The organism is Streptomyces sp. NPDC058195 (assembly GCF_042883525.1).
Lineage (GTDB): Bacteria > Actinomycetota > Actinomycetes > Streptomycetales > Streptomycetaceae > Streptomyces.
The window spans coordinates 189062-201094 of sequence record NZ_JBHVVM010000001.1 but is presented as its reverse complement, the minus strand read 5'-3'; the positions used below and the strand labels follow the sequence as shown (position 1 = coordinate 201094).

The 12033-nt window shown below is 73.5% G+C and carries 10 protein-coding genes; 5 read left to right on the top strand and 5 right to left on the bottom strand.

Going from position 1 to position 12033, the window contains the following annotated elements; genetic code table 11:
* Positions 1-76 precede the first annotated feature (76 nt).
* Positions 77-1141 (top strand): AI-2E family transporter, encoded by a 1065-nt coding sequence (locus ACFVWY_RS00915; RefSeq protein WP_389865773.1) that lies wholly within the window; start codon positions 77-79, stop codon positions 1139-1141.
* Positions 1142-1233: 92 nt separating this feature from the next.
* Here ACFVWY_RS00915 and ACFVWY_RS00910 read toward each other — a convergent pair whose 3' ends face one another.
* A complete protein-coding gene (locus tag ACFVWY_RS00910) occupies positions 1234-3342 on the bottom strand; it encodes a SpoIIE family protein phosphatase (RefSeq protein ID WP_389865770.1) in 2109 nt (702 codons plus the stop codon).
* A 186-nt stretch (positions 3343-3528) separates the two neighbouring features.
* Here ACFVWY_RS00910 and aspS point away from each other — a divergent pair, with 186 nt between their 5' ends.
* Entirely contained in the window at positions 3529-5325 is a 1797-nt protein-coding gene (aspS, locus tag ACFVWY_RS00905; protein ID WP_389865767.1) for an aspartate--tRNA ligase, read from the top strand.
* A 97-nt stretch (positions 5326-5422) separates the two neighbouring features.
* Here the strand turns inward: aspS and ACFVWY_RS00900 are convergent, their stop codons facing one another.
* The 4 genes from ACFVWY_RS00900 to ACFVWY_RS00885 are packed head-to-tail and all read right to left on the bottom strand — an operon-like array spanning position 5423 to position 9124.
* The gene (locus ACFVWY_RS00900; protein WP_389865765.1) at positions 5423-6616 is read right to left on the bottom strand and encodes an ABC transporter permease; all 1194 of its coding nucleotides are present in this window, start codon (positions 6614-6616) and stop codon (positions 5423-5425) included.
* Positions 6613-7410, bottom strand: a complete 798-nt coding sequence (locus tag ACFVWY_RS00895; RefSeq protein ID WP_389865762.1) for an ABC transporter ATP-binding protein — start codon at positions 7408-7410, stop codon at positions 6613-6615. Before ACFVWY_RS00895 ends, ACFVWY_RS00900 begins: the two co-directional genes overlap by 4 nt.
* Positions 7407-8483: a peptidoglycan-binding protein gene (locus tag ACFVWY_RS00890; protein WP_389865761.1), complete on the bottom strand. Its 1077-nt coding sequence runs from the start codon at positions 8481-8483 to the stop codon at positions 7407-7409. The genes ACFVWY_RS00895 and ACFVWY_RS00890 overlap by 4 nt, the downstream gene beginning before the upstream one ends.
* A complete protein-coding gene (locus tag ACFVWY_RS00885; protein ID WP_389865758.1) occupies positions 8480-9124 on the bottom strand; it encodes a hypothetical protein in 645 nt (214 codons plus the stop codon). The genes ACFVWY_RS00890 and ACFVWY_RS00885 overlap by 4 nt, the downstream gene beginning before the upstream one ends.
* A 134-nt stretch (positions 9125-9258) precedes the next feature.
* Between ACFVWY_RS00885 and ACFVWY_RS00880 the strand changes: the two genes are divergently transcribed.
* The 3 genes from ACFVWY_RS00880 to ACFVWY_RS00870 are packed head-to-tail and all read left to right on the top strand — an operon-like array spanning position 9259 to position 12010.
* Positions 9259-9957, top strand: a complete 699-nt coding sequence (locus tag ACFVWY_RS00880) for a response regulator (RefSeq protein ID WP_389865755.1) — start codon at positions 9259-9261, stop codon at positions 9955-9957.
* Between the two features lie 29 nt (positions 9958-9986).
* Positions 9987-11507, top strand: a complete 1521-nt coding sequence (locus ACFVWY_RS00875) for an ATP-binding protein (RefSeq protein WP_389865753.1) — start codon at positions 9987-9989, stop codon at positions 11505-11507.
* Complete coding sequence (locus ACFVWY_RS00870; protein WP_389865751.1) at positions 11504-12010, top strand: hypothetical protein; 507 nt, start codon at positions 11504-11506, stop codon at positions 12008-12010. Before ACFVWY_RS00875 ends, ACFVWY_RS00870 begins: the two co-directional genes overlap by 4 nt.
* The last annotated feature ends 23 nt before the right edge of the window (positions 12011-12033 follow it).

Sequence of the window (12033 nt, the reverse complement as noted above, 5' to 3'; positions counted from 1 at the left end):
ACGCCGGGCTGACGGGTCATCACCCGTACGGCGACGCGGACAGGACAGGTCACCCGCGCCGTGGTCGGGTGGGAGGGTGCAGACCGACAAGCCCCTCCTGCCCGACGCCGCGCGCCGCACGGCCGCCTGGTGCGGCGTGGTGCTCCTGGTCGCCGGGGTCGGCGCGGTGGCCATCTGGCTGTGCGTGGCGCTCAAGACGGCGGTCACCCCGGTGCTGCTGGCGCTGCTCGGTACGGCGCTGCTCGGCCCGGTGCACCGCAGGCTGACCGGCCGAGGGGTGAAGCGCTCGATCGCCGCCGGGCTGACCTGTGTCCTGCTCGTCGCGGTGGTCGGCGGCGCCGGGTACATCGTCGTCACCGCGCTCATCGACAGCGGCGACCAGATCGTCCGCTCGCTGAAGGACACCGCCCGCTGGTTCGTCGACCACTTCGGGATCGGGAAGAACACCGATGTGGACGACCTCGTGGCCCGTGGGCAGAAGCTCATCGAGAAGTTCGGCGCGAGCGCCGCGGGCGGGCTGCTCTCCGGGCTCAGCCTGATCGGCACGCTCATCGCCACGAGCGTCCTCGCGCTGCTGCTGACCTTCTTCTTCCTGCGTGACTCCGACCGGGCCGGTGACCTCGCCCACGCGATCGCCCCGCGCGGCACCGGCGACCTGGTGGAGGCGATGGGGCGGCGGGCCTTCGAGGCGGTCGAGGGCTTCATGCGGGGCACCACCTTCATCGCGCTGATCGACGCCGTCTGCATCACCGTGGGCCTGCTGGTCCTGCGGGTGCCCGGCGCGGTGGGGCTGGGGGCGCTGGTCTTCGTCGGGGCCTACATCCCCTACCTCGGGGCCTTCGCCTCGGGAGCCGTCGCGGTGCTGGTCGCGCTCGCCGACCGGGGCTTCGTGATCGCGCTCTGGGCGCTGGGGGTGGTGCTCGCGGTCCAGGTGCTGGAGGGGCACGTGCTCCAGCCGATGATCCAGAGCCGCACGGTGCAGATGCACCCCGCCATGATCATGATCGCGCTCACCGCGGGGGCCAGTGTGGCCGGGCTGCTGGGCATGCTGCTCGCGGTGCCGGTCTGCGCGGCGGCCTTCGGCATTCTCGGGGAGCTGCGCGCCGGATACCGGGGGGCGGCGGCGCCGGACGGGGAATGAGGCCTCCGCCCAGAGCCGGCCGGGCGGCCCCCGGCCGGAGGCGGCCGGGCGGCCCCCGGCCGGAGGCGGGGCGGCCACGCCCGGCGCGGCGCTCAGCCCTCCGCGTCCCGAGGTCCGGAACGCGGGTACGACTCGTTCAGCTCGAACCAGATCGACTTGCCCGCTCCCCGCGGGTCGACCCCCCACGCGTCGGCGAGCATCTCCATCAGCACCAGCCCCCGGCCGCTGGACGCCATCTCCCCGGGGCGCCGCCTGTGCGGCAGCTCGTCGCTGCCGTCGGACACCTCCACCCGCAGCAGCCGCCCGCCGTGCTCCCCCGTCGCCTGGGCGAGCATCAGCGCGTCGCCGTCCGTGTGGACCAGGACGTTGGTGGCCATCTCGGAGATCATCAGCACCGCCGAGTCGACCTGCTCCGGGTCGGCCCAGTCGTGCAGCAGGTCCCGCAGCTGCCGCCGGGCCGCCGCGATCCGTTCCGGCTGGGCCTGCGCGATGGTCAGCGCGGTGTGCCGGGCCGTCGGCCGCCGCCCGGTGCCGCCGTCGGCGTCCCGCCGCAGCAGGACCAGCGCGACGTCGTCCTCCCGGCGGTCCGACAGCGGGCCCGTGGTGTAGTGCGAGGTCGGCCCGTGCACCGTCTGCACCAGGGCGTCGGCCAGCTTCTCCAGGTCGGCCGGGTGCTGCTCCAGGACCGGGCGCAGCCGGTCCCAGCCGGAGAACATGTCATGGCCGCCGGTCTCGATCAGTCCGTCCGTGCAGAGCATGATCGTCTCTCCGGCCCCCAGGGTGAGCTGGCTGGTCGGGTAGTCGGCGTCCTCCTCGACGCCGAGCGGCAGCCCGCCCTCGGTCTGCCGGATCATCGCGGTCCCGTCGGCGGTGGTCACCACCGGGTCGGGGTGACCGGCCCGCGCGATGTCGAGGGTGCCGGTCTCCGGGTCGACCTCCGCGTACAGGCAGGTGGCGAAGCGGGGGCCGGTCGCCGCCCCGCCCTCGTACGCGTCGGTCAGCCCGGACAGGAAGCGGGAGGCGCGGGAGAGCACCGCGTCCGGGCGGTGCCCCTCGGAGGCGTACGCGCGCAGGGCGATCCGCAGCTGTCCCATCAGCCCGGCGGCCCGCACGTCGTGGCCCTGGACATCGCCGATGACCAGGGCGATCCGGCCGTTGGGGAGCGGGATCATGTCGTACCAGTCGCCGCCGACCTGGAGCCCGCCGCCGGTCGGGATGTAGCGGGCGGCGACCGTCATGCCGGGGATCTCCGGGCCGAGCCTCGGCATCATCGAGCGCTGGAGCCCCAGCGACAGCTCCCGTTCCGTCTCGGCGACCCCGGCCCGGGTCAGCGCCTGCGCGAGCATCCGCGCCACGGTCGTCAGCACCGAGCGCTCGTCCGGCGAGAACGACACCGGATGCGTGAACCCCGCCATCCAGGCGCCCATCGTGCGCCCCGCGACGATCAGCGGCAGAAAGGCCCAGGAGCGGCGCCCGAACGGGCTGGCGAGCGGCCAGGTGAGGGGGAAGCGGCGGCTGTACTCCTCGGGCGAGGGCAGGTAGATGGCCCGCCCGGTCCGCACGACCTCGGCGGCCGGGTAGTCGGTCTCCAGCGGCATGTCGGTGAACGGTCCCTCGTCGCCGAGGCCGTGCCCGTGGTGCCCGACGATCGTCAGCCGGTCGCCCGCGATGCCGAAGACCGCGAGCCCGTCCGGCGAGAAGCCCGGCATGGAGAGCGAGGAGGCGACCCGCAGTACCTCCTCGGTCGACCTGGCCTCGGCCAGCGCCCGCCCGGCGTCCAGCAGGAAGGCCTCGCGGGAGCGGCGCCAGTCCCCGGTGACGGGGGCGGGCGCGCCGGAGGCGCCGGGCCGTGGCCCGGCGACCTCCTGGAGGGTGCCGAGCAGCACGTAGTCCTGGTCGCTCGCGGGCAGCGGCCTGGAGCGGCTGCGTACCGTGCGCAGCACCCGGCCCTCGCCGTCCACGATCCGCAGCCGGGCCTCGGCGAGGGTGCCCTCGGCGCGGGCGAGGCTCACCACGCCGTAGATCTCGTTCCAGTCGACCGGGTGGAAACGGGAGCGCACCGCGGACTCGCGGAAGACACCGGCCGCGGCGGGCAGCTCCAGCAGCCGGGCCGCCTCCGCGTCGAGCGTGACGGTCCCGGCGCCGTTGTCCCAGCTCCACAGGCCGGTGGCGGTCGCGGCCAGGACATCCTCGGTGTGCATTGCCCTACTTTAAGAATATTTGCGTCCCGGGTGCCACCGTGGATGCCCGAGGGGGCGGGGGTGACGGAGGCCGACGGGGGCGTCCGGATGATCTTGAAATGTCAATGTCAATGATTCGGCGCGGGTGCGGGCGGTAGCCTGGGGTGGCTGTATCCACCCCGAACCGCGAAGACTGGATGAACGACGATGCATCGGTACAGGTCCCACACCTGCGGCGAGCTCCGCGCCTCTGACGTCGGCACCGACGTCCGGCTGAGCGGCTGGCTGCACAATCGCCGAGACCTGGGTGGCATCCTCTTCATCGATCTGCGCGACCACTACGGTCTGGTGCAGCTCGTCGCCCGCCCCGGCACCCCCGGCAACGAGGCGCTGGCGAAGCTCACCAAGGAGACCGTCGTCCGGATCGACGGCAAGGTCTCGGCGCGCGGCGCCGACAACGTCAACCCGGAGCTCCCGACCGGCGAGATCGAGATCGAGGTCACCGAGGTCGAGGTGCTGGGCGAGGCCGCCCCGCTGCCCTTCACGATCAACACCGAGGACGGGGTCAACGAGGAGCGGCGCCTGGAGTACCGCTTCCTCGACCTGCGCCGCGAGCGCATGCACCGCAACATCATGCTGCGCTCGGCGGTCATCGCCGCCATCCGCGCCAAGATGGTGGCCCTCGGCTTCAATGAGATGGCGACGCCGATCCTCACCGCGACCTCCCCCGAGGGCGCCCGTGACTTCGTCGTGCCGTCCCGGCTGAACCCCGGCAAGTTCTACGCCCTGCCCCAGGCGCCGCAGCAGTTCAAGCAGCTGCTGATGATCTCCGGCTTCGACCGCTACTTCCAGATCGCGCCCTGCTTCCGCGACGAGGACGCCCGCGCCGACCGGTCGCCCGGCGAGTTCTACCAGCTCGACGTCGAGTTGTCGTTCGTCGAGCAGGAGGACGTCTTCCGGCCGATCGAGAAGCTGATGACCGAGCTCTTCGAGGAGTTCGGCAACGGCCGCCACGTCACCTCGCCGTTCCCGCGCATCCCGTTCCGCGAGTCGATGCTGAAGTACGGCAACGACAAGCCCGACCTGCGCGCCAAGCTGGAACTGGTCGACATCTCCGACGTCTTCGCCGGCTCGGAGTTCAAGGCGTTCGCCGGGAAGCACGTCCGCGCCCTCCCGGTCCCGGACACCGCGGGCCAGTCCCGGAAGTTCTTCGACGGCCTGGGCGACTACGCCGTCCAGCACGGCGCCAAGGGCCTGGCCTGGGTCCGGGTCGGCGAGGACGGCGCGCTGGCCGGTCCGATCGCCAAGTTCCTCACCGAGACGGACGTCAAGACCCTCACCGAGCGCCTCTCGCTGGTGCCTGGCCACGCCGTGTTCTTCGGCGCGGGCGAGTTCGACGAGGTCTCCAAGATCATGTCCGCCGTCCGCGTCGAGGCCGCCAAGCGGGCCGGCCAGTTCGAGGAGGACGTCTTCCGGTTCTGCTGGATCGTCGACTTCCCGATGTACGAGAAGGACGAGGACACCGGCAAGATCGACTTCTCCCACAACCCCTTCTCGATGCCCCAGGGCGGCATGAAGGACCTGGAGGAGAAGGACCCGCTGGACATCCTGGCCTGGCAGTACGACATCGTCTGCAACGGCATCGAGCTGTCCTCCGGCGCCATCCGGAACCACGAGCCCGACGTCATGCTCAAGGCGTTCGAGATCGCCGGTTACGACCGCGAGACCGTCGAGCACGAGTTCGCGGGCATGCTCCGCGCCTTCCGTCTCGGCGCCCCGCCGCACGGCGGCATCGCCCCGGGTGTCGACCGCATCGTCATGCTGCTGGCCGACGAGCCCAACATCCGCGAGACGATCGCCTTCCCGCTCAACGGCAACGCCCAGGACCTGATGATGGGCGCGCCGACGGAGCTGGACGAGTCGCGTCTGCGCGAGCTGAACATCCAGCTCCGCAAGCCGGTGGCGGCGGCGAAGGGCAAGGACGAGGACAAGACGGAGAAGTAGTCCGGCTCCTCGTTGCGCTGTTCCACGTGAAACATCCCCCGGCCGGGTTCGGCCGGGGGATGTCTCGTGTCCGCGGCGTTCTCCGCGCCGGGCTCCGTTACGTCGCGTTCAGTGCGGCGGTCGGGTCGAGCCGGGAGGCCCGGACCGCCGGGTACAGCCCCGCGACCACGCCGATCAGCAGGGTGGCGGCCAGCCCGCCCGCCAGGGACCAGGGCGGGACCACCGCCGTCCACCCCTGGACCCGGGCGAAGCCGGCGGTGGCCGCCGAACCCAGCAGCGCACCGGCCACCCCGCCCAGCATCGACAGCAGCAGCGACTCCGTGACGAACTGGAGCCGGATCGCGCCCCTGGTCGCGCCCAGGGCGCGGCGCAGGCCGATCTCGCGGCGGCGCTCCAGCACGGAGATGACCATGGTGTTGGCCACGCCCACCCCGCCGACCAGCAGCGCCACCGCGCCGAGGCCGAGCATCAGACGGGTCAGCCCCGCGTCGGTGGCGGCCTTGGCGGCCAGCGCGTCCGACGGCCGGGAGACCTTGACGCCCGCCCCGTCGCCCGGGTTGAGGGTGCGGCCCAGGACCGCCCGTACCTCCTCCACGGAGGCGTCGGTGGAGCGCTCGAAGACGGTGGTGGGGTGGCCGTCGAAACCGAAGTAGCGCTCGGCCGCGGGGAAACCGACCATGGCGACCCGGTCCAGGTTGGGGACCAGTTCGAGCGGTTCGAGGATGCCGACCACGACCACCCGGACGCGGTTCATCATGATCGTCTCGCCGGTCCGGCTGATCCCGAGGCGTTCCGCGGCCACCGAGCCGAGCACCGTGACCGGGAGCCGCTCACCGGCCCGGTCGAGCCAGCCGCCCGTGCGTACGTCGCCGCCGAGCGCGGCCAGGAGGTCGGTACGGACCGCCTGGGCGGTGACGCCCGCGGTGCGCTCCTCGGGGACGACATCGCTGCGGCGGATGCGGGCGTCGATGTCGGCGGAGGCCGTGGCGTGGCGTACCGGGCCGATCCGCTCGACCATCGCCACCGCGTTCCTGGGCAGCTTGAGCTCGTTGCCCAGGGCGTCCTTGCCCGCCTCGGCGGTGAGGAGGTTGGTGCCGAGCCGGTCGAGCCGGGCCATCAGATCCGCGCGGCTCGACTCGGAGAGCCCGACGACCGCGACCATGGTGGCGATCCCGATGGCGATGCCGAGTGCCGAGAGCACCACGCGCGCCCGTCGTGCGCGCAGCCCGGCCGCGCCGACCCGGAGCACGTCGCCCGGTGCGAGGCGGGCGGGCCGGAGGTCCTGCCTCATGAAGCGGCCTCCTCCGTCCGCGGTGTGCCGTCCTTCGGCCGGGAGCGCTGGTCCGAGACGACCCGGCCGTCCCGGAAGCGGACCCGGCGCGGCAGCGCGTCCGCGATCTCGTTGTCGTGGGTGATCACGCAGACGGTGGTGCCCGCCGCGTTCAGCTCGTGCAGCAGCTCCATGACGATGCCGCCGGACGTGGTGTCCAGCGCCCCGGTCGGCTCGTCCGCCAGCAGCAGGGTGGGCGCCCCGACCACGGCGCGGGCGATGGCCACCCGCTGCTTCTCGCCGCCGGACAGCTCGCTGGGGGTGTGCGAGCGGCGGTGGTCCAGCCGTACCCGGGCCAGCGCCTCCCGGGCCCGGGCCCGCCGTTCCCTGGCCGGGACGCCCGCGTAGAGCAGCCCGTCCGCGACGTTCTCCACCGCGTCGCGCCCCGCCGCCAGGTGGAAGTGCTGGAACACGAAGCCGATGTGGCGGGAGCGCAGCGCGGAGAGCCGGGAGTCGGAGAGCCGGGACACGTCGTGACCGGCGATCCGGACGGTGCCCGTGGTGGGCCGGTCGAGGGTGCCCATGAGGTTGAGCACGGTGGATTTGCCGGAGCCGGACGGGCCGACGACGGCGAGAAGTTCGCGCCGCTCGACGACGAGGTCCACCCCGCGCAGGGCGTGGACACCGCCGGGGTACGTCCTGGTGGCGTCCCGCAGTTCGATGACCGGGGTGGACGCGGTGCCGGTGGCCGGAGCGGCTGCCGTGCCGATGGCCGCCGGTCCGGGGGGCGTGGCGTTCGCCGGGGCGGGCTTCACGAGGCGGCCACCCCGACCTTCAGGCCCGTGCGCACATCCGGGCCGCTGACCTCGATCCGTCCGTCGGCGGTCATGCCCGTCTCCACCCGCACCATCCGTGACGTGGAGCCCTCGACGACCTGGAGGCCGTAGCCGCCGTTCTCGCCGCGCAGCGCGACGACCGCCTCCACCGGGACCGTCAGCACTCCCTTGCGCTCCTCGCTGACGAACCTCACGCTCGCCGTGGCCTTGGTGTCCTCGCCCCTGACGGAGCGCGCCCCGCCGTCCAGGGAGATCTCGACGGTGACGCCGTCCCCGGTGTCCTGGCCCTCCCCGGCCCCGGAGTCCTCCGGCCGTACCGTCCCGGTGACCCGTCCGTCCCGGGTCTTCCCGCTCGGCAGGGTCACCTCGACCCGGGTGCCGCGGGCGGCGAGCGCCGCCTCGCCCCGGTCGAGATCCGCCCGGACCACCGGGTCGGTGGACGCGATCGTCAGCACCGCCCCGTCCGGGCCGACCCGGTCGGCGAGCGCCGCGTCGGCGGAGACCACCTTGACCGGGCCGGGCTGGAAGACCACATCCCCCTGGCCGACCCGGCCGGTGGTGTCCCTGTTCAGCGACTTCTGCCACCGCTTGACGGCGGCCTCGGTGCCCGCGTCGTAGCGGACGTCGATGGAGAGCCCCGCCCCGTACCCCAGGTCGCGCAGGTTGCGCTCCAGCTGGAGCACGTCGCTGCCCCGGTCGCCGAGCTTCATCTCGCGGAACATCGGGACCGGGCCGTAGAGCAGCGTGACGGGCTTGTCGTTCAGCTCGTACAGCGCCTGTCCCCTGGTCAGGGTGCGGCCCTCGGCGGCGGCCACGGTCACCGTGCCCTCGACGGCGGACTTGACGGCGCGGCGCTGGGCGAAGCCGAGGGCGCCGTCGACCGTGGTGGACCGGACGAGGTCGGTGCGCGTCACGGTCGTGGTGGCGGGCGGCAGACCGCCGCCGGACCCGGGGGCGGCGGCGTCGCCGCCGCCGAGGAAGAGCCACCCCCCGGTGACGGCGGCGGCCACCGCCACCGCGCCGAGTGCGAGCAGAGCGGTGCCGCGCCTCACTGCATGCCGTCCAGACCGTCGAGCAGCTTCGGCCGGCAGGCCTCGCGGGCCTTCTTGTACGCCGGGGAGTTCCCGTCGATGGCCGGGGACGCCGGGTTGGGGTCGCCGCCAGGCTGCGCGATGCCGCCGCTCATCGTCGGGTTGGTGAACCGGGAGACGCCGTGGTCCCGCATGCACGCGGCGTGCGCCAGCATCGATTCGTAGGACTTCTGCTCGTCGCGCTGGGGCTCGGCGTCCATGGAGGCCCTGAGCTCAGCCACGCAGACACCGTTCTTGCCGCCCTTGATGCCCTCGTTGCGGCCGGGCTGGGAGCCGATCTCGTTGACCTTGTCCCAGTCGAGGTAGCCGCTCAGCCGGGGGTCGGGGAAGTCCTTGTAGCCGCCCTTGGCGCGCATGCACTGGACGTACTTCATCTGGATGTCGTAGAAGGCGCTCCTGCCCGCGGGCGGGGAGCCCGGCTTGTCCGCCTCCTTCGGGCCGGACGCCTTCGCGCTGTCCGGGACGTCGGCGATCACATCGCTCTTCTTCGTACCGCCCGCGCCGTCATCCCCGCCGCCGCAGCCGACGGAGAGGGCGAGCACGGGCAGGGCCACGAGCGCGACGACACGGAGCCCAGCGGTCCTTCGGTGGGAAAGGTTCATGTGCGGCACGTTGTCCGGCGCGGATGACGGCCCGTCCATGACCACATGATGAGAACGTAACAATGCCCCCGGCCTGCGCATTCGTCCCCGCCGACCCCGGACGGAACAGCCCCGGCACGCACATAATCGGCCCCATGCCGCATGTGTTGCTCATCGAGGACGACGCGTCCGTACGGGACGGAATGGAGCTGGTGCTGCGTCGGCACGGGTACGGCGTGTCGACCGCCGCCACCGGCGAACAGGCCCTCGCCCTGCTCGCCGGGGAGGAGGGCACCCGGATCGAACTGGCCGTGCTCGACCTGATGCTGCCCGGCATGGACGGCTTCGAGGTGTGCCGCCGCATCCGCGCCCGCTCGGCGATCCTCCCGGTCATCATGCTGACCGCGCTCGGTGACGACCACGACATCGTGACCGGGCTGGAGGCGGGCGCCGACGACTACGTCGTCAAACCCGTCACCGCTCCCGTCCTGGAAGCCCGCATCCGGGCCGCGCTGCGGCGCGCCGAACCCTCCGGACCGGCGCGTCCGGCCGGGGACGGCGACCTCGCCGGCCTGGTGATCGACCGGCTCGGGCTGACCGTCACCAAGCACGGCGTCCCCGTCCCGCTGCCGCCCACCGAGCTGCGGCTGCTGCTGGAACTGTCGGCCGCCCCGTGCCGGGTCTTCAGCCGCGAGCAGCTCCTCGAATCCGTCTGGGACCACACCTTCCTGGGCGATTCCCGGCTGGTGGACGCGGCCGTCGGACGGTTGCGGGCCAAGCTGGAGGACATACCGGCCAAGCCCCGCTACGTCCAGACGGTGCGCGGCTTCGGCTACCGCTTCGGTCCGCTGTGAACCGGAGACGGACCCGCATACGCGCCCGTGTGCGCGCCCGAGCCCGGCACCCGGTCGGCGGGCTGCGCACCCGGCTGGTCGCCACCTTCGTCGCCGTCGCCCTGATCAGCGCGGTCACCGCGACCGCCCTCGCCTACCGGGAGGCCCGCACCGCCGTCCTCCAGCGCACCCAGAACGCCGCCGTGGACGACGTCCGGGAGCGGGTCGGGGCGGTGGCCGCCGACTTCGACCTGCCGCCCGACCAGCAGACGATGGCGCGCTTCGCGGCCCGGGTCTCGGAGGGCATCGGCGGCCGGATCGTGGACGTCCGCTACCGGGACCTGTCCGCCACCTCCGACACGTACGCCGACACCGCGTCCCGGATCGGCCCCGAGCTGCGCACCGCCGTCCGCACCGGCGACGACGCGGTGTTCCAGCGGGTGCAGTGGCGGGGCGAGCCGTACCTGGTGGTCGGCATGCCGGTGGCGTACGCGGACGGGGACCGGCACACCTCCGGCCTGGAGGTCTACGTGATCACCGATCTGCGGGCCGAACGCGATGACACCGCGGCCCTGCTGGACTCGGTGCGGGCGGGCATCGTGCCGGTGGTGCTGCTGGCCGCCGTCCTGGCGCTGCTGGCCGCGGGCACGGTGCTGCGGCCGGTACGCAGACTGGGCCGGGCCACCCGTGAGCTGGCGTCCGGGGACCTCGGCAGCCGGGTCGCCGTCACCGGGCACGACGAACTCGCCGACCTGGCCCGGACGTTCAACGAGACCGCCGACGCGCTCCAGGCGTCCGACACGGACCTGCGCGACCAGGAGGCGAAGGCGCGCCGCTTCGTGGCGGACGTCTCCCACGAACTGCGCACCCCGCTCGCCGCGATGACGATGGTGGCGACCGTTCTGGAGGAGGACGCCGACCAGCTGCCCCCGGACGCGGCACGGGCCGCCCGGACCGTCGGCGCCGAGACGGCCCGGCTGGCCCGGCTGGTCGAGGAGCTGATGGAGATCTCCCGCTTCGACGCCGGAGCGGCCCGGCTGAACGCCGCCGAGACCGATCTCGCCGACACCGTCCGGGCGTCTCTGGCGCTGCGCGGCTGGACGGAGCGGGTCCGCACGGAGCTCGGAACGGGGGTACGGGCGGTCGTCGACCGGCGCCGGGTCGACGTGATCGTCGCGAACCTCGTGGGCAACGCGCTGCGGCACGGCGCCCCGCCGGTCACCGTGACCCTGCGCACGTGCCGGGAGGCGGACGGCACGCCGTGGGCGCTGCTGTCGGTCACCGACCGCGGTCCCGGGCTGCCGCCAGGGTCGGGGCAGCGGGTCTTCGACCGCTTCTACAAGGCGGACGCGGCCCGCACCCGGTCCGCCGCCACCCCCGAAGACGGCGGCGGTCAGGGCAGCGGACTCGGCACGGCGATCGCGCTGGAGAACGCCCGCCTCCACGGCGGCACGATCGAGGTGGAGGACGCGTCCGGGGAAGCGCCGCGCGGCGCGGTGTTCACGCTGCGGCTGCCACTGCGGCGCACCGCGCGGGGCGCGGACCGGGACGGGAACGAGGGGACGGAATGAGGATCGCGCGGGCGGCCGTGACCGCCGCACTGGGGACCGCCCTGGGCGCCGTGCTGACCGGCTGCGGGGTCCAGCCGACCGGGGTGGTGGAGGCGGGCGAGCCCGCCTCCGGGCTGACCCGGGGGCTGCGGCTGTACTACGCGTCGCCGAACGGACTGCGCGCGGTGCCCCTGATCGACCAGCGGCCCGACGACCTGAACGGGGCGCTGAAGCTGCTCGGCGCGACGGAGCCGCCCACCGGGCAGGGGGAACAACTGGTCTCCCTCGTCCGCCTCGGCGGCTACTCGGCGACCGGCACGGGCGACCGGGTCACGGTGCGGCTGGACGGGCCGTACGGAGGATCGGGGCGCGACCAGGCGACCGGCCAGGTGGTGTGCACCCTGGCCCGCGCCCAGTCGGTGCTCGACCCCAAGGTCAGGGCCGACGACGTCCGGGTCACCCTGCGTCCGTCCGAGAGCGAGCCGCTGGGGCCGTTCCGCTGCGCGGAGTTCCTCGGCCGGTGAGCCCCCGTCACCACGGAGGTCCG

Coding starts and splice junctions, on each gene's coding strand:
- ACFVWY_RS00910 (WP_389865770.1), bottom strand. CDS start 3,342: ATGCACACCGAGGATGTCCTGGCCGCGACCGCCACCGGCCTGTGGAGC.
- aspS (WP_389865767.1), top strand. CDS start 3,529: ATGCATCGGTACAGGTCCCACACCTGCGGCGAGCTCCGCGCCTCTGAC.
- ACFVWY_RS00900 (WP_389865765.1), bottom strand. CDS start 6,616: ATGAGGCAGGACCTCCGGCCCGCCCGCCTCGCACCGGGCGACGTGCTC.
- ACFVWY_RS00885 (WP_389865758.1), bottom strand. CDS start 9,124: ATGAACCTTTCCCACCGAAGGACCGCTGGGCTCCGTGTCGTCGCGCTC.
- ACFVWY_RS00880 (WP_389865755.1), top strand. CDS start 9,259: ATGCCGCATGTGTTGCTCATCGAGGACGACGCGTCCGTACGGGACGGA.
- ACFVWY_RS00870 (WP_389865751.1), top strand. CDS start 11,504: ATGAGGATCGCGCGGGCGGCCGTGACCGCCGCACTGGGGACCGCCCTG.